The sequence below is a fragment of the Pseudomonas sp. P108 genome (assembly GCF_032613195.1).
Taxonomy (GTDB): Bacteria; Pseudomonadota; Gammaproteobacteria; order Pseudomonadales; family Pseudomonadaceae; genus Aquipseudomonas.
This window is the reverse complement of record NZ_CP126691.1, coordinates 1387432-1412805: the sequence shown is the minus strand read 5'-3', so window position 1 is coordinate 1412805 and position 25374 is coordinate 1387432. Positions and strand designations below refer to the sequence as shown.

General features: G+C 59.1%; 21 protein-coding genes. 3 read left to right on the top strand and 18 right to left on the bottom strand.

Annotated features, from left to right (window positions below; translation table 11 throughout):
• Positions 1-138 precede the first annotated feature (138 nt).
• Positions 139-2709 (top strand): DNA mismatch repair protein MutS, encoded by a 2571-nt coding sequence (mutS, locus tag QOM10_RS06040; protein ID WP_191629813.1) that lies wholly within the window; start codon positions 139-141, stop codon positions 2707-2709.
• Between the two features lie 163 nt (positions 2710-2872).
• Positions 2873-3196: a ferredoxin FdxA gene (gene fdxA, locus QOM10_RS06035; protein WP_007908827.1), complete on the top strand. Its 324-nt coding sequence runs from the start codon at positions 2873-2875 to the stop codon at positions 3194-3196.
• 510 nt (positions 3197-3706) lie between these two features.
• Here the strand turns inward: fdxA and rpoS are convergent.
• The 8 genes from rpoS to QOM10_RS05995 form a co-directional block, all read right to left on the bottom strand.
• Positions 3707-4714, bottom strand: a complete 1008-nt coding sequence (gene rpoS, locus QOM10_RS06030; RefSeq protein ID WP_007908828.1) for an RNA polymerase sigma factor RpoS — start codon at positions 4712-4714, stop codon at positions 3707-3709.
• A 106-nt stretch (positions 4715-4820) separates the two neighbouring features.
• Entirely contained in the window at positions 4821-5690 is an 870-nt protein-coding gene (locus tag QOM10_RS06025) for a peptidoglycan DD-metalloendopeptidase family protein (protein WP_016985074.1), read from the bottom strand.
• A gap of 212 nt (positions 5691-5902) precedes the next feature.
• Positions 5903-6538: a protein-L-isoaspartate(D-aspartate) O-methyltransferase gene (locus tag QOM10_RS06020; RefSeq protein WP_172828219.1), complete on the bottom strand. Its 636-nt coding sequence runs from the start codon at positions 6536-6538 to the stop codon at positions 5903-5905.
• Between the two features lie 41 nt (positions 6539-6579).
• On the bottom strand, positions 6580-7329 hold the full coding sequence (gene surE, locus QOM10_RS06015; RefSeq protein WP_257357124.1) for a 5'/3'-nucleotidase SurE: 750 nt from the start codon (positions 7327-7329) through the stop codon (positions 6580-6582).
• Complete coding sequence (gene truD / locus QOM10_RS06010) at positions 7317-8375, bottom strand: tRNA pseudouridine(13) synthase TruD (protein ID WP_127926022.1); 1059 nt, start codon at positions 8373-8375, stop codon at positions 7317-7319. Before truD ends, surE begins: the two co-directional genes overlap by 13 nt.
• The gene (gene ispF, locus QOM10_RS06005) at positions 8372-8845 is read right to left on the bottom strand and encodes a 2-C-methyl-D-erythritol 2,4-cyclodiphosphate synthase (RefSeq protein WP_034149878.1); all 474 of its coding nucleotides are present in this window, start codon (positions 8843-8845) and stop codon (positions 8372-8374) included. Before ispF ends, truD begins: the two co-directional genes overlap by 4 nt.
• A 44-nt stretch (positions 8846-8889) precedes the next feature.
• A complete protein-coding gene (gene fghA / locus QOM10_RS06000) occupies positions 8890-9741 on the bottom strand; it encodes an S-formylglutathione hydrolase (protein ID WP_174245100.1) in 852 nt (283 codons plus the stop codon).
• Between the two features lie 90 nt (positions 9742-9831).
• A complete protein-coding gene (locus QOM10_RS05995; RefSeq protein WP_007908835.1) occupies positions 9832-10944 on the bottom strand; it encodes an S-(hydroxymethyl)glutathione dehydrogenase/class III alcohol dehydrogenase in 1113 nt (370 codons plus the stop codon).
• Between the two features lie 116 nt (positions 10945-11060).
• Here QOM10_RS05995 and QOM10_RS05990 point away from each other — a divergent pair, with 116 nt between their 5' ends.
• The gene (locus tag QOM10_RS05990) at positions 11061-11957 is read left to right on the top strand and encodes a LysR substrate-binding domain-containing protein (RefSeq protein WP_127926020.1); all 897 of its coding nucleotides are present in this window, start codon (positions 11061-11063) and stop codon (positions 11955-11957) included.
• Between the two features lie 144 nt (positions 11958-12101).
• Here QOM10_RS05990 and ispD read toward each other — a convergent pair whose 3' ends face one another.
• The 10 genes from ispD to lpxB all read right to left on the bottom strand — a co-directional run bounded on the left by ispD (position 12102) and on the right by lpxB (position 25374).
• Positions 12102-12809, bottom strand: coding sequence for a 2-C-methyl-D-erythritol 4-phosphate cytidylyltransferase (gene ispD / locus QOM10_RS05985; RefSeq protein ID WP_150774120.1), 708 nt, complete (start codon positions 12807-12809; stop codon positions 12102-12104).
• Entirely contained in the window at positions 12806-13084 is a 279-nt protein-coding gene (ftsB, locus tag QOM10_RS05980; protein ID WP_007908838.1) for a cell division protein FtsB, read from the bottom strand. The genes ispD and ftsB overlap by 4 nt, the downstream gene beginning before the upstream one ends.
• A 171-nt stretch (positions 13085-13255) precedes the next feature.
• Positions 13256-14545 (bottom strand): phosphopyruvate hydratase, encoded by a 1290-nt coding sequence (eno, locus tag QOM10_RS05975; protein WP_042557893.1) that lies wholly within the window; start codon positions 14543-14545, stop codon positions 13256-13258.
• A 157-nt stretch (positions 14546-14702) separates the two neighbouring features.
• Entirely contained in the window at positions 14703-15548 is an 846-nt protein-coding gene (gene kdsA / locus QOM10_RS05970) for a 3-deoxy-8-phosphooctulonate synthase (protein ID WP_016985082.1), read from the bottom strand.
• 5 nt (positions 15549-15553) lie between these two features.
• Complete coding sequence (locus tag QOM10_RS05965; RefSeq protein ID WP_150749439.1) at positions 15554-17185, bottom strand: CTP synthase; 1632 nt, start codon at positions 17183-17185, stop codon at positions 15554-15556.
• Positions 17186-17459: 274 nt separating this feature from the next.
• Positions 17460-18788, bottom strand: a complete 1329-nt coding sequence (gene tilS, locus QOM10_RS05960) for a tRNA lysidine(34) synthetase TilS (RefSeq protein ID WP_150749441.1) — start codon at positions 18786-18788, stop codon at positions 17460-17462.
• A gap of 132 nt (positions 18789-18920) precedes the next feature.
• Positions 18921-19868: an acetyl-CoA carboxylase carboxyltransferase subunit alpha gene (locus QOM10_RS05955; RefSeq protein ID WP_127926017.1), complete on the bottom strand. Its 948-nt coding sequence runs from the start codon at positions 19866-19868 to the stop codon at positions 18921-18923.
• Positions 19869-20007: 139 nt separating this feature from the next.
• Positions 20008-23529, bottom strand: a complete 3522-nt coding sequence (gene dnaE, locus QOM10_RS05950; protein ID WP_127926016.1) for a DNA polymerase III subunit alpha — start codon at positions 23527-23529, stop codon at positions 20008-20010.
• A 76-nt stretch (positions 23530-23605) separates the two neighbouring features.
• The gene (rnhB, locus tag QOM10_RS05945) at positions 23606-24232 is read right to left on the bottom strand and encodes a ribonuclease HII (protein WP_316918367.1); all 627 of its coding nucleotides are present in this window, start codon (positions 24230-24232) and stop codon (positions 23606-23608) included.
• Between the two features lie 11 nt (positions 24233-24243).
• Positions 24244-25374 carry a lipid-A-disaccharide synthase gene (gene lpxB / locus QOM10_RS05940; RefSeq protein ID WP_316917738.1) on the bottom strand — a complete coding sequence of 377 codons (1131 nt, stop codon included), beginning with the start codon at positions 25372-25374 and terminating at the stop codon, positions 24244-24246.

Sequence of the window (25374 nt, the reverse complement as noted above, 5' to 3'; positions counted from 1 at the left end):
AAAACTTCATACTCAGCCCCACTGAATCAACCCTCGGGGCGCATCGCTGGCAAACACTCGCCATTTCGTAGATGCGAACGACCCCGTTTTTGTCTTGTCACTTTTTCCGGTATAGCTAAACCCCTGATGAATAAAGCCATTTCAGACCTGTCCTCCCACACCCCGATGATGCAGCAGTACTGGCGCCTGAAGAATCAGCACCCGGATCAGCTGATGTTCTACCGCATGGGCGACTTCTACGAGATCTTCTACGAAGACGCGAAGAAGGCGGCCAAGTTGCTCGACATCACCCTGACCGCGCGCGGGCAGTCGGCGGGGCAGGCGATTCCGATGTGTGGCATTCCTTACCATGCGGCGGAAGGCTATCTGGCAAAACTGGTCAAGCTTGGCGAGTCGGTGGTGATCTGCGAACAGGTCGGCGACCCGGCGACCAGCAAAGGGCCGGTGGAACGTCAGGTGGTGCGCATCCTTACGCCTGGCACAGTCAGTGATGAGGCGCTGCTCGATGAGCGCCGCGACAACCTGATCGCTGCGCTGCTGGGTGACGAGCGTCTGTTCGGTCTGGCCGTGCTGGACATCACCAGCGGCAGTTTCAGCGTGTCGGAAATCAAAGGCTGGGAAAATCTGCTGGCGGAACTGGAGCGGATCAACCCGGTGGAATTGCTGATCCCGGACGATTGGCCGAGGGATCTTCCCGCGGAAAAACGCCGTGGCGTCAGTCGCCGTGCGCCGTGGGATTTCGAGCGCGACTCAGCACTGAAAAGCCTTTGCCAGCAATTCTCCACCCAAGACCTGAAGGGCTTTGGCTGCGAGAACCTGACCCTGGCCATCGGCGCCGCCGGTTGCCTGTTGGCCTACGCCAAGGAAACCCAGCGCACCGCCCTGCCCCACTTGCGCAGTTTGCGTCACGAACGACTCGACGACACGGTGGTGCTCGACGGCGCGAGCCGCCGCAATCTCGAACTCGACACCAACCTGGCCGGTGGCCGCGACAACACCCTGCAATCGGTGGTCGATCGCTGCCAGACCGCGATGGGCAGCCGTTTGCTGACTCGCTGGCTGAATCGCCCGTTGCGCGATCTGACCGTGCTGCTGGCGCGACAGACCTCGATCACTTGCCTGCTCGATCGCTACCGTTTCGAAAAGCTGCAACCGCAGCTCAAGGAAATCGGCGACATCGAGCGCATTCTCGCGCGGATCGGCCTGCGCAATGCCCGTCCTCGTGACCTCGCACGGCTGCGTGACGCCCTTGGCGCCCTGCCTGAACTGCAAGTGGCGATGACCGATCTGGAAGCGCCGCACCTGCAAGGTCTGGCGACCACCACCAGCACTTACCCGGAACTGGCGGCACTGCTGGAAAAAGCCATTATCGATAACCCGCCAGCGGTGATCCGTGACGGTGGCGTGTTGAAAACCGGCTATGACAGCGAACTCGACGAGCTGCAATCGCTGAGCGAAAACGCCGGCCAGTTCCTCATCGATCTCGAAGCCCGCGAGAAAGCCCGCACTGGCCTGAGCCACTTGAAAGTCGGCTACAACCGCATTCATGGCTACTTCATCGAGTTGCCGAGCAAACAGGCCGAGTCGGCGCCGGCGGACTACATCCGTCGGCAAACCCTCAAAGGGGCCGAGCGTTTCATCACGCCTGAGCTGAAAGAATTCGAAGACAAGGCACTGTCGGCCAAGAGCCGTGCCCTCGCCCGCGAGAAAATGCTCTACGAGGCGCTGCTGGAAGACCTCATCAGCCAGTTGCCACCGCTGCAGGACACCGCCGGCGCGCTGGCTGAACTCGACGTGTTGAGCAACCTCGCCGAGCGTGCGCTGAACCTCGACCTGAACTGCCCGCGTTTTGTCAGTGAGCCGTGCATGCGTATTACCCAGGGTCGTCACCCGGTGGTTGAGCAAGTGCTGACCACGCCGTTCGTGGCCAACGACCTGAGCCTGGACGACAACACGCGCATGCTGGTGATCACCGGCCCGAACATGGGCGGTAAATCCACCTACATGCGTCAAACCGCGTTGATCGTGCTGCTGGCGCATATCGGCAGCTTCGTACCGGCGGCCAGTTGCGAACTGTCGCTGGTCGACCGTATCTTCACCCGAATCGGCTCCAGCGATGACCTGGCCGGTGGCCGTTCGACCTTCATGGTCGAGATGAGCGAAACCGCCAACATCCTGCACAATGCCACCGAGCGCAGTCTGGTGCTGATGGACGAAGTCGGTCGCGGCACCAGCACCTTCGACGGTCTGTCGCTGGCATGGGCCGCGGCCGAGCGTCTGGCTCATCTGCGTGCCTATACTCTGTTCGCCACACACTATTTTGAATTGACCGTGTTGCCGGAAGCCGAGCCACTGGTGGCCAACGTGCATCTCAATGCTACAGAGCACAATGAACGCATCGTGTTCCTGCACCACGTGCTGCCAGGGCCGGCCAGCCAGAGTTACGGTCTGGCGGTGGCGCAACTCGCCGGTGTACCCAGCGAAGTAATCGTGCGTGCACGCGAACACTTGAGCCGACTGGAAGACACTGCGTTGCCCCACGAGGCGCCGAAGCCGGCTGCCAAGGGCAAACCAGCAACACCGCAGCAGAGCGACATGTTCGCCAGCCTGCCGCATCCGGTACTGGATGAGCTGGCCAAGCTGGATATCGATGACATGACCCCGCGTCGTGCACTCGAAATGCTCTATGCACTGAAGAACCGGATATAAGTACTGAAGAAGCGGATATAACGCAAACGGCTTCAAGCTGTTAGAATCTCGCGCGGTTTGGGATGCTGCTGGCTAATAGCCTGGCCAGCAGGTATCGCTCCCGAACCTGGCGACCCCAACCGTGAAGGGGCAACGCTGCCGCCGCCTGAGGAGAAAATTAGAAATGACCTTCGTCGTCACCGACAACTGCATCAAGTGCAAGTACACCGACTGCGTAGAAGTCTGTCCGGTGGACTGCTTTTACGAAGGCCCGAACTTCCTGGTGATTCACCCGGATGAGTGCATCGATTGCGCCCTGTGCGAACCGGAATGCCCGGCCGTAGCCATTTTCTCCGAGGACGAAGTTCCGGAAGAGATGCAGGAATTCATTCAACTCAACGTTGAGCTGGCTGAAATCTGGCCGAACATCACCGAGAAGAAAGAATCGCTGCCGGATGCCGAAGAGTGGGATGGCGTCAAAGGCAAGATCAAAGACCTCGAACGCTGATCTGTCACGCGCTCGAATAAAAGGCCCCTTGCGGGCCTTTTTGCTTTTGTGCAGACAAAAAAAGGGGCGGTATGACCCGCCCACATTTTTTCCCTATTCCCTGTATTCCTTTTCATCGTCCTGATGAATCGCGTCCTGCGATGTCCGTTCCCCTCATCCTTGAAGGGCGTGTCTGTCCGTCGACACACCCCAGATACTAAAGAGTTCCCTGCCAAGAGCAATCGGCCCTCGGAGCGGAAAAGCGCTGTAATAAGCACTTCACATTAAAAAATATATATACAAATCAACAAGTTAAACAAAATTATTTAGAGCAATCGACGTCTGCCGCGGTGTAAAGATAGTGAACACTTACGAAAGAGTAAGCCAAGGCTTACACCGCGAGACTACAAACGATGGAATTGCCAACCGTACGTCCGGCAATGAGCAGGGTGGACATGGATTGCCAACAAATCCAGGCCAACAAAAAACCCCGAACCAGTCGGGGCTTTTGCGGGCGGGCGTTTGAGGCGCTTACTGGAACAGCGACTCGCTCGACAGGCCGTTCTTCTCCAGGATTTCCCGAAGGCGCTTGAGGCCTTCCACCTGGATCTGCCGCACCCGCTCCCGGGTCAGGCCGATCTCCAGGCCAACATCTTCCAGCGTGCTGCTTTCGTGACCGCGCAGGCCGAAGCGGCGTACAACCACTTCGCGCTGCTTGTCGGTCAGCTCAGACAGCCATTGATCGATGCTCTGCGACAGGTCGTCATCCTGCAGCAGTTCACAAGGATCAGTCGGACGATCATCGGTGAGGGTGTCCAGCAGGGTTTTATCCGAATCCGGACCCAGCGAGACGTCGACCGAAGAAACCCGCTCGTTCAGACCAAGCATGCGCTTGACCTCGCCCACCGGTTTTTCCAGCAGGTTGGCGATCTCTTCGGGTGAAGGTTCGTGGTCGAGCTTTTGCGTCAGCTCCCGTGCAGCCCGCAGGTACACGTTGAGTTCCTTGACCACATGAATCGGCAACCGGATGGTCCGGGTCTGATTCATGATCGCGCGCTCGATGGTTTGACGAATCCACCAGGTCGCGTAGGTCGAGAAGCGGAAGCCGCGCTCGGGATCGAACTTTTCCACCGCCCGGATCAGTCCGAGGTTGCCCTCTTCGATCAGATCCAGCAGCGACAGCCCCCGATTGACGTAACGCCGGGCGATTTTGACCACCAGCCGCAGGTTACTTTCAATCATGCGCTTGCGCCCGGCCGGATCGCCACTTTGCGACAAGCGCGCAAAATGAACTTCTTCCTCCGGGGAGAGCAATGGGGAAAAGCCGATTTCGTTGAGATACAACTGCGTGGCATCAAGTGCCCGCGTGTAATCGATGTACTTATGTTGTTTAAGTGAAGCGGAGTGTTTGGATTTGGAACGAACGGAAGGTGGAGCAGCCCCTTCATCATTCGACATCGAATCCGAATCGATGCCGGTCTCCATAAGGAGAACCTCATCGTCGATGTCAAACTCCGGCACTTCTTTACTGAGAGCCATTGTTATAGTCCTTTGGTGAGTTCGACCCCAAGCTCAAGCGACGCCTTTATCCTTGGCAGCGCTGGAGCCTGTCCCCTCTACGCGACGGAACAGGCTGGCTTACAAATCAACGTCTTGGCAGGAACTGCAGTGGATCTACAGGTTTACCTTGGCGGCGAATCTCAAAATGCAGTTTCACCCGGTCTGTACCCGTTGACCCCATTTCGGCAATTGTCTGTCCGACCTTGACCTGCTGTCCCTCCCGAACCAACAGCCTGCGGTTATGTCCGTAGGCACTGACGTAGGTTTCGCTGTGTTTGATGATGACTAATTCGCCGTAGCCCCTTAAGCCACTCCCGGCGTATACCACCGTCCCATCAGACGCAGCTAAAACAGGCTGTCCCAAATCTCCGGCGATATCAATTCCTTTATTCAAACTACCGTTTGAAGAGAATTTTCCAATCAGAATGCCATTAGATGGCCATCCCCAGCCGGTCGGGGCCGGGCCCGCTGGAGGCAGTGGCGCGGGGGCCGGTTTGCTGGCGACGGACGGTACAGCCCCCGTAGAACCGGTGGTTGTGGTGGTTGTCGTGCCATTTGCCTGGCGCCGGATTACCGTGGTTTTACTCGACGAAGAAGGCGAAGAACTGCTGTTGCTCACCACCGCCGTCGGCGTTGAACCGGTCCGGCCATCAAAGCGAATTGTCTGACCCGGATGGATCGTATACGGCGTAGGAATATTGTTCCGGGCCGCGAGGGCTTTGTAGTCCCAACCGTAGCGAAACGCGATCGAAAACATCGTATCGCCCGGACGGACTACATACTGTCCGGTCGTCACGGTAGGACGCTGGGCCACCGCATTGTTGCGATCGACCACCCGGACATTGCTCGATTTGGTGCTGGAGCAACCGACCAGCAAGGTGCTCAAGACAAGGCCAGTCACCAGGCGCTGAAAGCTCGTGTTACCCATACGCTGCGCAATGACTGTGAGACTCACCCGCCGCTCCCTTTGTGGTGGCTGAAAAATGTGAAATGCCGGATTCCGGCATGAGGTGTCGCCAGTATAACGGGCCGGATCGGCTTTACCTTTAATGAAGCGAAATCGCTTCGCGCACACGTTTGCAAGTTGACAATCTGCTGCGTTTAAACCATCGCTGCCGGAGTAAGACACAGGCGAACGAAAGGAATTCAGCGCACGCAGACAAATGCTCAGGCCAGTGGCCCATTAAGCAACGGCACGAAACGAACGGCGCCCAGAACATGCCGGGAAAAGCCGTTTTCCTCACGCACGATCAGCATCAATTGCTGCACTTCTCCCGAGCCCACCGGGATCACCATGCGCCCGCCCGGAGCCAGTTGATCGAGCAAGGCTTGCGGTACATCGGTGGCCACGGCCGTGACGATAATGCCGTTATACGGTGCCAGCGCCGGCCAGCCTTCCCAGCCATCGCCCCAGCGGAACACCACGTTGCGCAGGTTCAGTTCAACCAGACGTTCCTTGGCCCGGTCCTGCAGGACCTTGATGCGCTCGACCGAGAACACTCGCTCGACCAATTGCGACAACACAGCGGTCTGGTAACCGGAACCAGTGCCAATCTCCAGCACCTTATCCAGCGGCCCCGCCTCCAGCAGCAGCTCGCTCATGCGCGCCACCATATAAGGCTGGGAAATCGTCTGGTTATTGCCGATCGGCAGCGCCGTATCCTCGTAAGCGCGATGTGCCAGCGCCTCGTCGACGAACAGGTGGCGCGGCGTGCGCCGAATCACTTCCAGCACCTTGGCGTTGGACACGCCCTCCTCATACAAGCGCTGGATCAGCCGCTCGCGGGTACGCTGGGAGGTCATGCCGATACCGCTGCGCAGTCGGTCTTCGTGTTCACGGGCCATCAGCGCAGTCCCTCCAGCCAGCCGTCGAGGCTTCTGAACGCATCGTTGAAGGTGCGATCGAGCTGCAACGGAGTGATGGAAACATAGCCCTGCATCACCGCATGAAAATCAGTCCCCGGGCCGCCATCTTCGGCATCGCCGGCAGCGGCAATCCAGTAACCGGCCTTGCCACGCGGGTCGACCACTTTCATCGGCGCCGCCGCCCGCGCGCGATGGCCGAGACGGGTCAGCTGGATGCCACGAATGTGATCGATGGGCAGATTGGGAATGTTCACGTTGAGTACCGTGCGCGGCGGCAGATCGAGCCCGGCATGGGCCTCGACCAGTTTGCGCGCAAAGTACGCCGCCGTCGGCAGATTATCCACCTGCCGCGAGACCAGCGAAAAGGCAAACGAGGGACGCTTGAGGAAGCGCCCTTCGAGCGCTGCCGCGACGGTGCCGGAATACAACACGTCATCACCCAGGTTGGCACCGAGGTTGATCCCGGAGACCACCATGTCCGCCTCGCGCTCCAGCAAGCCATTGAGGCCCAGGTGCACGCAGTCGGTCGGTGTGCCGTTGAGGCTGATAAAGCCGTTGGCCAGGTATTGCGGGTGCAGCGGACGGTCGAGCGTCAGCGAACTGCTGGCGCCGCTTTTGTCCTGCTCCGGGGCGATAACCACGCACTCGGTGTAATCCGCCAGCGCAGCATAAAGCGCGGCGAGACCGGGTGCGGTTACCCCATCGTCGTTAGAAATCAGAATACGCATGGGCTGTCCGTCTGCCCCACCGGCACCAGATCAACGAGCTCGCGCACCAATACGGTGGCGAAGCATCCGGCCGGGAGGACGAATTCCAGTTGCAGAATGTCAGGCTGGGGATAATGCCACGTCAACCCGCCAATGGGCAGCCGCAGGATGCGACGTTCGTGGCTCATGCCGGCGTTGATCAACCAATCGCGCAGATCCGCTTCACCAGCGGCAATCCCCTGCTCCAGATCATGGACAGCCCCTGCGGTCGGCGAGTCACCTTCGCCCCACTGCGGGCCGGTCGGATGCAGATCAAGAATGGCCAGACGCGGATCGCTGCACTCAGCTTCACCGGCAGGGAAAAAACTGCGACTGTCGGTGAAGGCCAGCAGATCGCCGACTTGGGCTTTTTGCCAGGTGCCATCGGCAACACGCGCCGCCAGCACCTTGTTGAACAGAAAACTGCGCGCGGTCGAGAGCAGCCGCGAACGCACATTGCGTTGCTCCGGCAAGGCCTTGCGTGCCGCCCACGAACGCGCATCGACGACGTTACCGCCGTCATGGCCGAAGCGCTGGGCACCGAAATAATTGGGAATACCTTGTTTAGCGATCAGTTGCAGGCGCTGCTCGATCGCGTCTTTGTCGCCAGCGAACTGAGTCAGGCGCAAAGTGAAACCGTTGGCCGAATGCGCGCCACGTTGCAGCTTGCGCTTGTGGCGGGTGGTCTTGAGGATCTTCAGCGTATCGTTTTCCGCCGCTGTCAGATCCGGATCGGCCTTGCCCGGCAATTGCACGCTGAACCACTGGCGGGTCAGCGCCTGACGATCCTTGAGACCGGCATAGCTGACGGTACGCAACGGCACGCCGGCAGCCTTGGCGATACGCCGTGCGGCTTCTTCAGTGTTCAAGCCACGTTTTTCGACCCAGATCCACAGGTGTTCGCCGTCGCCGCTGAACGGAATGTCGAGGACTTCATCCACCTGAAAATCTTCAGCGATGGCTTTCAGTACCGCGGTGCCCAAGGGTTCGCCATAGGCGCGCGGGCCGAGCAATTGCAGTTCATTCATGCGCGCAGCAACAAGGCAACGGAGTGCACGGCGATGCCTTCTTCGCGACCGACAAAGCCAAGCTTTTCGGTGGTGGTAGCTTTCACGTTCACTTGATCCAACTCAACTTGTAGATCCGCCGCGATCAACGCGCGCATCGATTCGATATGCGGGGCCATTTTTGGCGCCTGGGCGACGATGGTGTTATCGACGTTGCCGACTTTCCAGCCTTTGGCGTGGATCAGCGCGACCACATGACGCAGCAGCGCACGGCTGTCGGCGCCTTTGAATTGCGGGTCGGTGTCCGGGAAATGCTTGCCGATATCACCCAGCGCAGCGGCGCCGAGCAAGGCATCGCTCAAGGCGTGCAGCAGGACGTCACCGTCGGAATGAGCGAGCAGCCCGAAGCTGTGTGCAATGCGCACGCCGCCCAGAGTAATGAAATCGCCTTCAGCGAAACGGTGCACATCATAGCCGTGGCCAATACGCATAAAAAAAACGCCCCGATTTTTGTCAGGGCGTGATTCTACCCGCATTAACCGCGCAGAGCGCGTGCGTGATGCTGCAAGTGGTCGTCTATAAAGCTTGAGATGAAGAAATAGCTGTGGTCGTAGCCCGGTTGCAGGCGCAATGTCAGCGGATGGCCCGCTTGTTTTGCCGCTTGTTGCAAGGCTTCGGGTTTGAGCTGGGTAGCGAGGAAGTCATCGCGATCGCCTTGATCGACCAGCAGCGGCAGTTTTTCATCCGCTTCGGCAATCAGCGCACAAGCATCCCACTCTTTCCATTTCGAACGGTCTTCGCCCAAGTAGCGGGAAAATGCTTTTTGGCCCCATGGGCAATCCATCGGATTATTGATCGGCGAGAACGCCGACACCGATTGGTAACGCCCAGGATTGCGCAACGCGCAGACCAACGCACCGTGGCCACCCATGGAGTGTCCGCTGATGCTGCGCTTGTCCGATGCCGGGAAATGCGCTTCAACCAGTGAAGGCAATTCCTGCACGACATAGTCATGCATCCGATAGTGCCGCGACCAGGGTTCTTGCGTGGCATTCAGATAGAACCCGGCGCCGAGGCCGAAATCCCATGCGCCGTCCGGATCACCCGGGACATCGGCGCCACGCGGACTGGTGTCCGGCGCAACAATGATCAAACCCAGTTCAGCAGCCATGCGCATCGCGCCGGCCTTCTGCATGAAGTTTTCATCGGTGCAGGTCAGGCCCGACAACCAATACAGCACCGGCAACTTGCCGCCCTGCTCCGCTTGCGGTGGCAGGTAGACGGCGAACACCATGTCGCAGCCGAGCACGTCGGAGCGATGGCGATAGCGTTTGTGCCAACCGCCAAAACTTTTCTGACAGGAGATGTTTTCCAGACTCATGGGGATTCTCCCAGCTGCAAGTGGCAAGCTTCGAGCTTCAAGAAAAGGCAAAAGCGCCTTTGCTTGCAGCTTGAAGCTTGTAACTTGGGGCTGCTTTTAGAAATGAATGACGGTACGGATGCTCTTGCCTTCGTGCATCAGGTCGAAGGCCTTGTTGATGTCTTCCAGACCCATGGTGTGGGTGATGAAAGTATCCAGCGGGATTTCACCGCTCTGAGCCATATCGACGTAGCTTGGCAACTCGGTACGACCGCGCACGCCGCCGAATGCCGAACCGCGCCAGACGCGACCGGTCACCAACTGGAATGGACGGGTCGCGATTTCCTGGCCGGCTCCGGCCACGCCGATGATTACCGACTCGCCCCAGCCTTTATGGCAGCACTCAAGGGCGGCGCGCATCAATTGCACGTTGCCGATGCACTCGAAGGAGAAGTCGACACCACCATCGGTCATGTCGACGATCACTTCCTGGATCGGACGATCGAAATCTTTCGGGTTCACACAGTCGGTTGCACCGAGTTGCTTGGCGATCTCGAACTTGGCCGGGTTGATGTCGATGGCGATGATGCGTGCAGCCTTGGCTTTCACGGCACCGATCACCGCAGACAGACCAATGCCACCCAGACCGAAGATGGCCACGGTGTCACCCGGTTTGACCTTGGCGGTGTTGAGCACTGCACCGATGCCGGTGGTGACGCCGCAACCCAGCAGGCAAACCTTTTCCAGTGGCGCGTCCTTGGAGATCTTGGCCACGGAGATTTCCGGCAACACGGTGTATTCCGAGAACGTGGAAGTACCCATGTAGTGGAAAATCGTTTCGCCCTTGTAGGAGAAACGCGAAGTGCCATCCGGCATCAAACCTTTGCCCTGAGTGGCGCGAATTGCCTGACACAGGTTGGTCTTGCCCGACTTGCAGAATTTGCACTGGCCGCATTCGGGGGTGTACAGCGGAATGACGTGATCGCCAACGGCAACCGAAGTCACGCCCTCGCCGATCGCTTCAACGATTGCGCCACCTTCGTGGCCAAGGATCGACGGGAAGATGCCTTCCGGGTCAGCGCCGGACAGGGTGTAGGCGTCCGTGTGGCAAACACCGGAAGCGACTACACGCAGCAACACTTCACCGGCCTTGGGCATGGCGACATCGACTTCTACGATTTCCAGCGGCTTCTTGGCCTCGAAGGCAACGGCGGCGCGCGACTTGATCATGCTGACTCTCCAGTGAATCCATTGAATAAAAAAACCAGACAGCCAGTGTAGTTCAGCGCCAACTGATTAATAATCCGGACAAATGCAAAATATTATTGCCGTACAGGGATAATCGAATGTCCGAAAACCGCTGGGAAGGCATCGACGAATTTGTTGCCGTTGCCGAATGCAGCCAGTTCACCGCCGCTGCCGAACGTCTTGGGGTTTCTTCCTCTCACGTCAGTCGACAAATCGTACGACTGGAAGAGCGCTTGCAGACGCGGCTGCTTTATCGCAGTACCCGTCGCGTGACACTGACCGAGGCCGGGCAGACCTTTCTGCAACATTGCCAACGCTTGCAGGATGGTCGCGAGGAAGCATTGCGCGCTGTCGGCGATCTGACCAGCGAACCAAAAGGGATGCTGCGCATGACCTGCGCCGTCGCCTACGGCGAGCGGTTTATCGTGCCGTTGGTGACGCGGTTCATGGGGCTGTATCCGCAGCTGCGCATCGATATCGAATTGAGCAATCGCCAACTTGATCTGGTGCATGAAGGGCTGGATCTGGCGATTCGCCTGGGTCGGTTGCAGGACTCGCGCCTGGTCGCCGCCCGGCTGGCGCCACGACGCATGTATCTCTGCGCCTCTCCGTCCTACGTTGAACGGTATGGCCGCCCACACAGCCTGTCGGAATTGAGTCGGCACAATTGCCTGATCGGCAGTTCGGACATCTGGCAGCTTGAGCAAAACGGGCGCGAGTTTTCCCAGCGCGTGCAGGGCAACTGGCGTTGCAACAGTGGGCAAGCAGTGCTGGATGCGGCGTTACAGGGAGTGGGGTTGTGTCAGTTGCCGGATTATTACGTGCTGGAGCATTTGCACAGCGGTGCGTTGATTTCGTTGCTGGAGGCGCATCAGCCGCCGAATACGGCGGTGTGGGCGCTGTACCCGCAACAGCGGCATCTGTCGCCGAAGGTGCGCAAGTTGGTGGATTTTCTCAAGGAAGGATTGGCTGAGCGGCCGGAGTATCGAAGCTGAGTGATGGGTTGCCTGAACTATCGCTTTCGCGAGCAGGCTCGCTCCCACAGGGGATCGGCGGTGAATGCAAATTTGGGGTCAGGCGCAAATCAAAGGTGGGAGTGAGCCTGCTCGCGATGGCGATTCAACAGGCACCACAAAAATTCAGCGGCGATTCGCCCAACGCTGACGCAACCATTCGAGATCTTCCGGCCGGGTCACCTTGAGGTTATCCGCCCGCCCCTCAATCAGACGCGGCTTCAGCCCCGCCCACTCCATCGCCGAAGCTTCATCGGTAATCACCGCATCCGCCACCAGACTGTCCGCCAACGCCCGATGCAACGCCCCAAGACGAAACATCTGCGGCGTATACGCCTGCCAGATCACGCTGCGATCGACGGTTTCCACCACACGACCGTGCTTGTCGACGCGCTTCAACGTGTCGCGCGCAGGGACGGCGAGCAAACCGCCCACCGGATCATCCGCCAGTTCATCCAGTAACCTGTCGAGATCATCGCGACTCAGATTGGGCCGTGCCGCATCGTGCACCAGCACCCAATCCTCATCATCGGCACCCTGCGCATGCAGGTGCAGCAAGGCATTGAGCACCGAGCCGGAACGCTCGGCCCCGCCCTCAACCCGCTGAATACGCGGATCGCTGACGCACGCCAGGTTCGGCCAGTAAGGATCATCAACCGCAAGACTGACCACCAGCCCTTTAAGGCTTGGGTGATCGAGGAAACAGCCAAGGCTGTGTTCGAGAATTGTGCGTCCGCCCAGTTGCAGGTATTGCTTGGGACGGTCCGCGGCCATTCGGGCACCGACGCCCGCGGCAGGAATCACGGCCCAGAAGGCCGGCAGGGAGTTGATCATTGGGCCAACTGGTAAAGGGTTTCGCCGTCCTTGACCATGCCCAGTTCGTGACGAGCCCGTTCTTCAACGGTCTCCATGCCCTTTTTCAACTCGCTGACTTCAGCGTCCATCACTCGGTTGCGCTCCAGCAAACCTTCGTTCTCGGCGTGTTGATCAGCTATCTGCTGATTCAGCTCTGCGACTTGCGCCAGACTGCCATTGCCCACCCACAGGCGGTACTGCAGACCGGCCAGTAGCAAGAGCAAAACGAGAAACAACCAGTAAGGACTGCGCATCGAATATCAGGTATCCAGTGAAAAAAGACAGCCACGCCAAAACTTTGAAGCATCTGATAGCACGAAGCCTGGAAGACCCAGGCTTGTGCTGTTAAGGCATCAGATTAGTGGCAAATCCATCGCTGTCACGACTTTTTCGACACAATCCGGTGTCCTTCCATCGATTTGTACTTAGCCGCGGAATTCGCTGCGACCGTTGTACTTGGCCTTGCCATTCAACTGCTCTTCGATACGCAGCAGTTGGTTGTACTTGGAAACGCGGTCGGAACGGCACAGCGAACCGGTCTTGATCTGGCCAGCCGAAGTGCCCACAGCCAGGTCGGCAATGGTCGAATCTTCGGTTTCGCCCGAACGGTGCGAGATCACTGCGGTGTAACCGGCAGCCTTGGCCATCTGGATGGCTTCCAGGGTTTCGGTCAGGGTGCCGATCTGGTTGAACTTGATCAGGATCGAGTTGGCGATCTTTTTGTCGATGCCCTCTTTCAGGATCTTGGTGTTGGTGACGAACAGGTCGTCGCCTACCAGTTGAACCTTCTCGCCGATCTTGTCAGTGAGGATTTTCCAGCCAGCCCAGTCGGACTCGTCCAGACCGTCTTCGATCGAGATGATCGGATAACGTTCGGTCAGACCTTTCAGGTAATCGGCGAAACCTTCAGCGGTGAACACCTGGCCTTCGCCGGACAGGTTGTACTTGCCGTCTTCGTAGAATTCGCTGGCCGCGCAGTCCAGGGCCAGGGTCACGTCGGTGCCCAGCTTGTAACCGGCGTTGGCCACAGCTTCGGAGATCACTTTCAGCGCGTCTTCGTTGGACGCCAGGTTCGGTGCGAAACCGCCTTCGTCGCCAACGGCAGTGCTCAGGCCACGGGCCTTCAGCACAGCTTTCAAGTGATGGAAAATCTCGGTGCCCATGCGCAGACCTTCCGAGAACGACTTGGCGCCAACCGGCTGCACCATGAATTCCTGGATGTCGACGTTGTTATCGGCGTGCTCGCCACCGTTGATGATGTTCATCATCGGCACCGGCATCGAGTAAACACCCGGCGTGCCGTTGAGGTTGGCGATGTGTGCGTACAGCGGCAGGTCCTGATCCTGTGCAGCAGCCTTGGCCGCAGCCAGGGATACGGCGAGGATGGCGTTGGCGCCCAGGGTTGCCTTGTTTTCGGTACCGTCGAGCTTGATCATCGCGTGATCCAGGGCTTTCTGGTCGCTTGGGTCGGTGCCCAGCAGCAGATCGCGAATCGGACCGTTGATGTTGGCTACCGCTTTGAGCACGCCCTTGCCCAGGTAACGGCTCTTGTCGCCATCACGCAGCTCGAGCGCTTCACGCGAGCCAGTGGATGCACCGGACGGCGCGCAAGCGCTGCCGATGATGCCGTTGTCGAGAAGCACGTCCGCTTCCACGGTGGGATTGCCACGGGAGTCGAGAACTTCACGACCTTTGATGTCGACGATTTTTGCCATTGTTGTAAACACTCCAAAGTTGACGAAAACGACGCAGCTAGAGGAAATCTTTTTACCGTCGGCAAGGGGTGTGCAGCGGGCAGACTTGCAGACGATAACGCTCATGCCCGAGGGCATGAGCGACAAATCGTGCGGTACTTTACCGGAGAATTGAGTGTTACGCGGTTTCTACCGTCGGAAAACTCTTCACCAGTTCGTCCAGAGCTTTGAGCTGGGCCAGAAATGGCTCCAGTTTGTCCAGGCGCAAGGCGCAAGGGCCGTCGCATTTGGCGTTGTCCGGATCCGGATGTGCTTCAAGGAACAGACCCGCCAGCGACTGGCTCATGCCGGCCTTGGCCAGATCCAGAACCTGTGCGCGGCGACCGCCGGCGGAGTCGGCACGACCACCCGGCATTTGCAGCGCGTGGGTCACGTCGAAGAAAACCGGGTACTCGAACTGCTTCATGATGCCGAAGCCGAGCATATCGACCACGAGGTTGTTGTAGCCGAAGCTCGAACCACGCTCGCAGAGGATCAATTGATCGTTACCCGCTTCCACGCACTTGTTCAGAATGTGTTTCATCTCCTGAGGCGCGAGGAACTGGGCTTTCTTGATGTTGATCACTGCATTGGTCTTGGCCATCGCGACGACCAGATCGGTCTGGCGCGACAGGAAGGCCGGCAGTTGAATGATGTCGCAGACCTCAGCGACGACCGCGGCCTGATCAGGCTCGTGGACGTCGGTGATGATCGGTACGCCGAAGGCTTGTTTGATGTCCTGGAAGATGCGCATGCCCTCTTCCAGGCCAGGACCACGATAGGAGGTCACAGAAGAACGGTTGGCCTTGTCGAAGCTGGCCTTGAACACGTAAGGGATACCGAGTTTTTCGGTGACCTTCACGTACTCCTCGCAAACCTGCATGGCCATGTCACGGCTTTCCAGCACGTTCATGCCGCCGAACAGCACCATGGGTTTGTCGTTGGCAATCTCGATGTCGCCGACGCGGATGATCTTCTGTGCCATCGGGGTTACGCCTTCTTCTGGTGTTGAGCCAACGCTGCTTTGACGAAGCCGCTGAACAGCGGGTGGCCATCACGTGGTGTGGAGGTGAACTCAGGGTGGAACTGGCAAGCGACGAACCATGGATGATCCGGAGCTTCAACCACTTCAACCAATGCCGCGTCAGCGGAGCGACCGGAAATCTTCAGGCCGGCTTCGATGATTTGTGGCAACAGGTTGTTGTTCACTTCATAACGGTGACGGTGACGTTCAACAATCACGTCCTTGCCGTAGCAGTCGTGCACCTTGGAGCCGGCTTCAAGCAGGCATTCCTGTGCGCCGAGACGCATGGTGCCGCCCAGGTCGGACGATTCGGTACGCACTTCAACGGCACCGGTTGCGTCTTCCCACTCGGTGATCAGACCGACAACCGGATGGCCGCTGGCGCGGTCGAACTCGGTGGAGTTGGCGTCTTTCCAGCCCATGACGTTACGAGCGAACTCGATCACCGCCACTTGCATACCTAGGCAGATACCCAGGTAAGGAACCTTGTTTTCACGTGCGTACTGAACGGCAGTGATCTTGCCTTCCACGCCGCGCAGACCGAAGCCGCCCGGTACGAGGATCGCGTCGACACCTTCGAGCAGCGCAGTGCCCTGGTTTTCGATGTCTTCGGAATCGATGTAACGCAGGTTGACCTTGGTGCGGTTGCTGATGCCGGCATGACTCATCGCTTCGATCAGCGACTTGTAGGCGTCCAGCAGTTCCATGTATTTGCCGACCATGGCGATGGTCACTTCGTGTTCCGGGTTCAGCTTGGCGTCAACCACTGCTTCCCACTCGGACAGATCAGCGCTGCCGCATTGCAGGCCGAAACGCTCGACAACAAAATCGTCCAGACCCTGCGAGTGCAGGATGCCCGGGATCTTGTAGATGGTGTCGGCGTCTTCCAGAGCGATCACCGCGCGCTCTTCAACGTTGGTGAACTGGGCGATCTTGCGACGCGACGAAATGTCGATCGGGTGATCGGAACGGCACACCAGCACGTCCGGCTGCAGGCCGATCGAACGCAACTCTTTTACCGAGTGCTGAGTTGGTTTGGTTTTGGTTTCGCCGGCAGTGGCGATGTACGGCACCAGTGTCAAGTGCATCAGCATCGCGCGCTTGGCGCCGATTTCGAAACGCAGTTGACGGATGGCCTCGAGGAACGGTTGCGACTCGATGTCACCGACGGTGCCACCGATCTCGACCATTGCCACGTCAGCGTCACCGGCACCCTTGATGATGCGGCGCTTGATTTCGTCGGTGATGTGCGGGATCACCTGGATGGTTGCACCCAGGTAGTCACCACGGCGCTCTTTGCGCAGCACGTGCTCGTAGACACGGCCAGTGGTGAAGTTGTTGTTCTGGGTCATGGTCGTGCGGATGAACCGCTCGTAGTGGCCCAGGTCCAGGTCGGTCTCGGCGCCGTCGTGGGTGACGAACACTTCACCGTGCTGGAACGGGCTCATGGTGCCCGGGTCGACGTTGATGTACGGGTCCAGCTTCAGCATGGTGACCTTAAGTCCCCGCGCCTCCAGGATGGCCGCCAATGAAGCCGATGCAATGCCTTTCCCCAATGAAGAAACAACACCGCCCGTGACGAATATGTAGCGCGTCATGAAAAACCCTAGAAGTCTGCGTTAAAGCGGTACGAGCCGCCGGGGAAAGCGAAGGAAGGCCGAAGCCCCCGATCACCTGCATTAATCACAGTGCACCTTTCAAAAAAACCGCCGCGTTGGGACAGACCGGAAGTGAAAATACCGGTACGTTGCTCGCTACACATTTTTTGGAATCGCCCAGCAAAGACTGCTTGGTAATCGGCAACTCCTGCAATTCAGGCGAATCCACAGAAGTTGTATCAAGAAGGGAGCGTAGTCTACCGGAATGCTCCTTTCAGCTCAAACCTTGATCTTCGTCTGTTGGCAGCCAATGCAATTTCCAGCCGTCCTGCACATGACCATCAAGTCCCGGCAGGTTCGCCACCGCGAGCAATTCATCGCCGCGAAACAGCAGCGGCAATCTGCCACGGACAAAGCCCGGCACCGCGCGCTCATTGAGCAGGCGCTTGAGATCGCGGTGGCCGCGATCCGCCAGATGCATGACTTCGCCGCCCTGCCGATAGCGAATCTGCAAAGGCCCGACGGGAGTTTGCCCGCTGAACATGACACGTCCGTTATCGCCCAAGCGTAGCGCTGACGCGGGGCTCTGCCACTCGCAGCCGATCACTGGCGTGCGTAGCCAGTCACCGCTGAGCCACCACAGACGACCGGCACTGCGGTGCAACTCGCCATCGGCCAGACGCCAGATCGGTGAGGCATCAGGGGCGGCATCGCACAGATCCGTCCAACCCGACCAATGGTCGGTGTCCGGCAGGCGCGTCAGCGGTTCGAGCCAGTGACTGAGGGCGTTTCGCTGGCGGGCGGCAGACAACGCCGCCAGCGGCGCCAACGCCAGCGACGGCAATCCCAGCCATTGGAAATCATGGGCGGTTGCCGCCTGCGCCAGATCAATCTGCGCCAGCTCATCGAGCAAGCCCTGCGCTTCACGCAGATGCGCGGCGCTGCGGGCCATGCTCACCTGCGCTTGCGGCCAGCGCCCGGTCAGCAGCGGCATGACTTGATGGCGCAAGTAGTTGCGCGAGAACTGCCGATCCTGATTCGATGGGTCTTCGATCCAGTTCAAGTGATGAGCCTGCGCATACGCTTCCAGCTCGGAACGAGAGACATCCAGTAACGGACGAATCAGTGTGCCCTGCCCGACTGGTCGCTGCTTGGGCATCCCCGCCAATCCGCGCACACCCGCACCACGCATGAATCGAAACAACAGCGTTTCCGCTTGATCATCACGATGCTGGCCAGTGAGCAACACGTCATTGGCTTGCGTCAGCGCACTGAACACGGCGTATCGCGCATTCCGCGCCGCCTGCTCCAGACTCGCGCCCGGTTGCACCCTCACCCGCTCAATCAGCAACGGCACCCCCAGCGCATCGCAGACAGACTGGCAGTGTTGTGGCCACGCATCAGCCGCAGCCTGAAGGCCGTGATGGATATGGATGGCGCTTAGCGCAGGGAGGGATTCAGATTTTGCCAGAGAGGCAAGCAGATGCAGCAGGACGGTGGAATCGAGACCACCGGATAACGCGATGCGCCAATGAGCGGCATTGCGCCAAGGCTCAAGGTTGAGCAACAGCCGGGAAGGCAAATCAATCATGGACTGACCCATATTTAACTCTTTGCCCCAAAACAAATGTAGGAGTGAGCCTGCTCGCGATAGCGGTGTGACAGCCAACACATTGGTTGAATGTTACGCCCTCATCGCGAGCAGGCTCACTCCTACAGAGGTATTGCGTTCGACTTAGAGACCGTAGCTCATCAGTCGATCATAACGGCGCTTCAACAGCGCTTCGTTATCGAACTTCTTCAGCATCGCCAGTTGCGAGCTCAGCTCGGCACGGATCGATGCAGCGGCGGCAGCCGGATCACGGTGTGCGCCGCCCAGAGGCTCGCCGATAACTTTATCGACGATGCCCAGACCTTTCAGACGCTCGGCGGTGATACCCATCGCTTCAGCAGCATCCGGCGCTTTTTCTGCGGTTTTCCACAGAATCGAAGCGCAACCTTCCGGCGAGATCACCGCGTAGGTCGAATACTGCAGCATGTTCAGTTGGTCGCAGACGCCGATCGCCAATGCACCGCCAGAACCGCCTTCACCGATAACGGTGGCAATGATCGGGGTCTTAAGACGCGACATCACGCGCAGGTTCCAGGCAATCGCCTCGCTCTGGTTACGCTCTTCAGCGTCGATACCTGGGTAGGCACCCGGGGTGTCGATGAAGGTCAGGATCGGCATCTTGAAACGCTCGGCCATCTCCATCAGACGGCAAGCCTTGCGGTAGCCTTCCGGACGCGGCATGCCGAAGTTGCGGCGAACCTTCTCGCGCACTTCACGGCCTTTCTGGTGACCGATGATCATCACCGGCTGATCGTCCAGACGGGCGATGCCGCCAACGATGGCGGCGTCGTCAGAGAAGTGACGGTCGCCGTGCAGTTCGTCGAACTCGGTGAAGATGTGCTGGATGTAGTCGAGGGTATAGGGGCGTTTCGGGTGACGCGCCAGGCGTGCGATCTGCCAGCTGGTCAGCTTGCCGAAGATGTCTTCGGTCAGCGTCTTGCTCTTGTCCTGCAGGCGGGAGATCTCATCGCCGATATTCAGCGAATTGTCATTACCGACCAAGCGCAACTCTTCGATCTTGGCTTGCAGGTCGGCGATCGGCTGTTCGAAATCTAGAAAATTCGGGTTCATAGGCGTCCGTCTTGGGTCGTGTCCCAAATGAGCTTGGGCCGGCCGGTTGTCTATTCGCGCCCTACCTTAAGGGAGAGGCGCGCTGAGGTCGAGATTAAAAATTCAGGTTGCGGGCAAGCGCAGTAATGGCACTCGCCGGTCAACGGTATTGGAGGAAGACGTTGTCTCGCCCGAACTGGTCACGCAGAGCCTGAATCAAGGCATCTGCCGGGTCGATCCGCCACGTCTCGCCAAACTGCAGCAAGGTCTTCGCATCCGGGCTGGTGTACTCCATGGTAATCGGGCACGCGCCGCGATGACGCTTGAGCAAATCACCCAACCAGCGTAGCTGATCGCCTTTCAGATCCTGGGTTTGCAGCTTCAGGCGCAGGCTCTCGGCCAGGTTGGTGCGCGCATCTTCCATGCTCATCACGCGCTTTACCCGCAAGCGCAGGCCGCCGGAGAAGTCGTCGTTGCTGACCTCACCTTCGACCACCACCATCGCGTCAGTCTGCAACAACGACTGCGCAGAATGGAACGCATCGGCGAACAGCGACGCCTCGATCCGCCCCGAGCGGTCGTCGAGGGTGATGAAACCCATCTTGTCGCCCTTCTTGTTCTTCATCACCCGCAGGGCAATGATCATCCCCGCCACGGTTTGTGTATCCCGGGCCGGTTTCAGGTCAATGATGCGCTGACGGGCGAAACGGCGGATCTCGCCTTCGTATTCGTCGATCGGGTGACCGGTCAGGTACAGGCCCAAGGTGTCTTTCTCACCCTTGAGACGCTCCTTGAGGGTCAGCTCCTTGGCCTTGCGATGGGACGCGTAAACGTCGGCATCTGCCTCGACGAACAACCCGCCAAACAGGTCGGCGTGGCCGCTGTCGTGGGTGCGGGCGGTCTGTTCGGCAGCCTTGATCGCCTCTTCCATCGCCGCCAGCAGCACGGCGCGGTTACGGTCGATGTTGGCTTGATAAGCCTTTTGCTCGTCGTGGAAGTACGGGCCCAGACGATCCAGCGCACCGCTGCGGATCAGACCGTCCAGCGTGCGTTTGTTGATGCGCTTGAGGTCGACCCGCGCGCAGAAATCGAACAGATCCTTGAACGGACCTTCCTGACGCGCTTCGGTGATCGCTTCCACCGGGCCTTCACCGACCCCCTTGATCGCGCCGAGGCCATACACGATGCGGCCATCGTCGTTCACCGTGAACTTGAACTCCGAAGTATTCACATCCGGCGCGTCGAGACGCAGCTTCATGGTGCGAATTTCTTCGATCAAGGTCACGACCTTGTCGGTGTTGTGCATATCCGCCGAGAGTACCGCGGCCATGAATGGCGCCGGGTAGTGGGCTTTCAGCCATGCCGTTTGGTACGACACCAGACCGTAAGCGGCGGAGTGGGATTTGTTGAAGCCGTAACCGGCGAATTTTTCTACCAGGTCAAAGATGTTACCGGCAAGGTCGGCGTCGATATTGTTGGTCGCGCAACCCTCAATGAAACCGCCGCGCTGCTTGGCCATCTCTTCGGGCTTTTTCTTACCCATGGCGCGACGGAGCATGTCCGCACCGCCGAGGGTGTAACCGGCCATGACCTGAGCAATCTGCATCACCTGTTCCTGATACAGGATGATGCCGTAAGTCGGTGCCAATACTGGCTTGAGGCCTTCGTACTGGTAATCCGAGTGCGGGTACGCCAATTCGGCGCGACCGTGCTTACGGTTGATGAAGTCGTCCACCATGCCGGACTGCAGCGGGCCCGGACGGAACAGGGCCACCAGTGCGATCAAGTCTTCCAGGCAGTCGGGCTTGAGCTTTTTGATCAGCTCTTTCATGCCGCGCGATTCAAGCTGGAACACCGCAGTGGTTTCAGCTTTCTGCAACAACGAGTACGTCGGTTTGTCGTCCAGCGGGATAAACGCGATATCCAGCGGCGGCTCGTTGACCTTGGCGCGGTCGCGGTTAATGGTTTTCAGCGCCCAGTCGATGATCGTCAGGGTCCGCAGACCGAGGAAGTCGAACTTCACCAGACCGGCTGCTTCAACGTCGTCCTTGTCGAACTGGGTTACCAGACCGTCACCGGCCTCGTCGCAATAGATCGGCGAGAAGTCGGTCAGCTTGGTCGGGGCGATTACCACACCACCGGCGTGTTTACCGACGTTACGCACGACGCCTTCGAGCTTGCGTGCCATCTCCCAGATTTCTGCCGCCTCTTCATCGACCTTGATGAAGTCACGGAGGATTTCTTCCTGCTCGTAGGCTTTTTCCAGGGTCATGCCGACTTCGAACGGAATCATCTTCGACAGACGATCCGCCAGGCCGTAGGACTTGCCCTGCACCCGCGCCACGTCACGCACCACCGCTTTTGCGGCCATGGAACCGAAGGTGATGATCTGGCTTACCGCGTTGCGGCCGTATTTCTCGGCCACATAGTCGATCACCCGGTCACGACCGTCCATGCAGAAGTCGACGTCGAAGTCGGGCATGGATACCCGTTCCGGATTAAGGAAACGTTCGAACAGCAGGTCGTATTCCAACGGGTCGAGGTCGGTGATCTTCTGCACGTAAGCCACCAGCGACCCGGCACCCGATCCACGGCCAGGACCTACCGGCACGCCGTTGTTCTTGGCCCACTGGATAAAGTCCATCACGATCAGGAAGTAACCGGGGAAGCCCATCTGGATGATGATATCCAGCTCGAAATTCAGCCGATCGACATAGACCTGACGCTTGGCTTCGTAGTCTTCGGTGGTGTCCTTGGGCAGCAGCACCGACAGGCGCTCTTCGAGACCGTCGAAGGACACCTTGCGGAAATATTCATCGATGGTCATGCCATCGGGGATCGGGAAGTTGGGCAGGAAGTGAGTGCCCAGCTTCACTTCGATATTGCAGCGCTTGGCGATCTCGACGGTATTTTCAATCGCGTCGGGAATATCGCTGAACAGCTCGATCATTTCCTCGGCGCTTTTCAGGTATTGCTGATCGCTGTAATTCTTCGAACGCCGCGGATCGTCGAGGGCGCGGCCCTCACCGATGCACACGCGGGTTTCATGGGCGGCGAAGTCTTCCTGCTTGATGAAGCGCACATCGTTGGTCGCCACCAGCGGCGCGCCGAGCTTGTCGGCGAGGGCAACGGCGCCGTGCAATTGCTCTTCATCGTTGGGACGGTTGGTGCGCTGGATTTCCAGATAGAAACGATCCGGGAACACCGCCATCCACTCGCGCGCCAAGGCTTCGGCCTCAGCGGGGTTGCCGCCGATCATGGCCATGCCGATCTCGCCTTCTTTGGCGGCGGACAGCATGATCAGGCCTTCGTTGGCTTCGGCGACCCACTCGCGTTCGACGATGATCATGCCGTTGCGCTGGCCTTCGATGAAGCCGCGCGAGATCAACTCGGTGAGGTTGCGATAACCCTTGGCGTTCATCACCAACAGGCTGAGCCGGCTCAGCGGTGCATCCGGGTCTTTGTTCGACAACCACAGGTCGGCGCCGCAGATCGGCTTGATGCCTGCGCCCATGGTGTTTTTATAGAATTTGACCAGGGAACACATGTTGTTCTGGTCGGTGACCGCGACGGCAGGCATGTTCATGCCGGTCAGCGCCTTGACCAGTGGCTTGATCCGCACCAGCCCGTCGACCAGCGAGTATTCAGTGTGCAGGCGTAGATGAACGAATGAAGCCGGCATAGTGATCCTGTCCAGTTACATAGAGACAACAAGGCCCGGATTGTACCGGGCCTCGAACAAAACATCAGCCTTGCGACTAAACCTGTGTCAGGCCTTCGAGCGCTTCATAAGCCTGACGCACCGGGGCGAACGAGCGTCGGTGAATCGGCGTCGGGCCGAGACGTACCAAGGCTTCCAGATGAACGGGCGTCGGGTAGCCTTTATGGCCGCCGATGCCGTAACCCGGGTAGATCAAGTCGAAAGCAGCCATTTCGCGGTCGCGACTGACTTTAGCGAGAATCGACGCAGCAGCAATCGCTGGCACCTTGCCGTCGCCCTGCACCACCGCTTCGGCGCGCATCGGCAACTGCGGGCAGCGGTTGCCGTCGATCATCGCCAGTTTCGGCTGAATGTGCAGGCCGGCGACCGCGCGCTGCATGGCCAGCATGGTCGCGTGGAGAATGTTCAGCTCGTCGATTTCTTCGACTTCGGCGCGGGCGATGCACCAGCTCAGGGATTTCTCGATGATTTCGTCGTAGAGCTTTTCGCGTTTGGCTTCGGTGAGTTTCTTCGAGTCGTTGAGACCGAGGATCGGGCGGTTCGGATCAAGGATCACCGCTGCCGTGACCACGGCCCCGCACAACGGGCCGCGACCGACTTCATCGACGCCGGCGACCAGTTCGTCGACTTCGGCGACCAGGGTGAAATCCAGGCCCATCTGCATGCTTGTCTTGCTCATCGTGTCTGACCGATCAGGTTAAGGACGGCGTCCGCCGCCTGATTGGAGGCATCCAGCCGCAGCGTGCGATGGATCTCGTCGAAACCGCGTGTTTGTTCTTCGCCACCGTCGATCAACGGCGACAGCGTCTGGGCCAGCGCTTCGACCGTCGCATCATCCTGCAACAATTCCGGGACCAGCAGACGCTGGGCCAGCAGATTCGGCAAGGACACGTACGGGCTCTTGACCATGCGTTTGAGGATCCAGAACGTCAGCGGCGCCAAGCGATAAGCCACCACCATCGGCCGCTTATACAACAGCGCTTCGAGGGTGGCGGTGCCGGAGGCGATAAGCACGGCGTTGCACGCCGCCAAGGCCAGGTGAGACTTGCCATCGAGCAGGGTCACCGGCAGATCCCGGCCAGCGAGCAGCTCTTCAAGCTGCGCGCGGCGTTCCGCATTGGCGCACGGAATGACAAAGCGCAAACCCGGGCGCATCGCACGTAGACGTTCGGCAGTATCGAGGAACAGCGCGCCGAGGCGGGACACTTCACCGCCACGGCTGCCGGGCATCAGCGCCACCAGCGGGCCGTCGGGCAAGCCCAGTTCGGCACGGGCCGCAGCGCGATCAGCTTCCAGTGGGATGGTATCGGCCAGCGTGTGGCCGACGAACCGTACCGGTACGCCTTTCTCTTCGTAAAATTTGGCTTCGAATGGCAACAGCGTCAGCATCAGATCGCAACCTTCGCGAATCTTCAGTACACGCTTCTGCCGCCATGCCCACACCGAAGGGCTGACGTAATGCACGGTTTTGATCCCGGCCTGACGCAGCTTCAATTCAATGTTGAGATTGAAGTCCGGTGCATCGATACCGATGAATACGTCCGGCTTCTCGGCGATCAGCGTGACGATCAGATCCTTGCGGCGCTTGAGCAACTCGCGCAGGCGACCAAGGACTTCCACCAGCCCCATCACCGACAGACGCTCCATGGGAAAGTACGAAGTCAGGCCTTCAGCCTGCATCAACGGCCCGCCGACGCCGATGAACTCGACCGCCGGATGCTGTGCCTTGAGGGCGCGCATCAGACCGGCGCCGAGAATGTCACCGGAAGCTTCACCCGCCACCAGCGCAATACGCAGATTGGCCAT

Bases quoted from the DNA above. Each gene is read 5' to 3' on its own strand.
- fdxA (WP_007908827.1), top strand. From the start codon at position 2,873: ATGACCTTCGTCGTCACCGACAACTGCATCAAGTGCAAGTACACCGAC.
- rpoS (WP_007908828.1), bottom strand. From the start codon at position 4,714: ATGGCTCTCAGTAAAGAAGTGCCGGAGTTTGACATCGACGATGAGGTT.
- QOM10_RS06020 (WP_172828219.1), bottom strand. From the start codon at position 6,538: ATGACCTCCCAGCGTACCCGCGAGCGGCTGATCCAGCGCTTGTATGAG.
- surE (WP_257357124.1), bottom strand. From the start codon at position 7,329: ATGCGTATTCTGATTTCTAACGACGATGGGGTAACCGCACCCGGTCTC.
- truD (WP_127926022.1), bottom strand. From the start codon at position 8,375: ATGAATGAACTGCAATTGCTCGGCCCGCGCGCCTATGGCGAACCCTTG.
- ispF (WP_034149878.1), bottom strand. From the start codon at position 8,845: ATGCGTATTGGCCACGGCTATGATGTGCACCGTTTCGCTGAAGGCGAT.
- QOM10_RS05995 (WP_007908835.1), bottom strand. From the start codon at position 10,944: ATGATCAAGTCGCGCGCCGCCGTTGCCTTCGAGGCCAAGAAGCCGCTG.
- QOM10_RS05990 (WP_127926020.1), top strand. From the start codon at position 11,061: ATGTCCGAAAACCGCTGGGAAGGCATCGACGAATTTGTTGCCGTTGCC.
- ispD (WP_150774120.1), bottom strand. From the start codon at position 12,809: ATGATCAACTCCCTGCCGGCCTTCTGGGCCGTGATTCCTGCCGCGGGC.
- ftsB (WP_007908838.1), bottom strand. From the start codon at position 13,084: ATGCGCAGTCCTTACTGGTTGTTTCTCGTTTTGCTCTTGCTACTGGCC.
- eno (WP_042557893.1), bottom strand. From the start codon at position 14,545: ATGGCAAAAATCGTCGACATCAAAGGTCGTGAAGTTCTCGACTCCCGT.
- kdsA (WP_016985082.1), bottom strand. From the start codon at position 15,548: ATGGCACAGAAGATCATCCGCGTCGGCGACATCGAGATTGCCAACGAC.
- QOM10_RS05965 (WP_150749439.1), bottom strand. From the start codon at position 17,185: ATGACGCGCTACATATTCGTCACGGGCGGTGTTGTTTCTTCATTGGGG.
- tilS (WP_150749441.1), bottom strand. From the start codon at position 18,788: ATGGGTCAGTCCATGATTGATTTGCCTTCCCGGCTGTTGCTCAACCTT.
- QOM10_RS05955 (WP_127926017.1), bottom strand. From the start codon at position 19,868: ATGAACCCGAATTTTCTAGATTTCGAACAGCCGATCGCCGACCTGCAA.
- dnaE (WP_127926016.1), bottom strand. From the start codon at position 23,529: ATGCCGGCTTCATTCGTTCATCTACGCCTGCACACTGAATACTCGCTG.
- rnhB (WP_316918367.1), bottom strand. From the start codon at position 24,232: ATGCAGATGGGCCTGGATTTCACCCTGGTCGCCGAAGTCGACGAACTG.
- lpxB (WP_316917738.1), bottom strand. From the start codon at position 25,374: ATGGCCAATCTGCGTATTGCGCTGGTGGCGGGTGAAGCTTCCGGTGAC.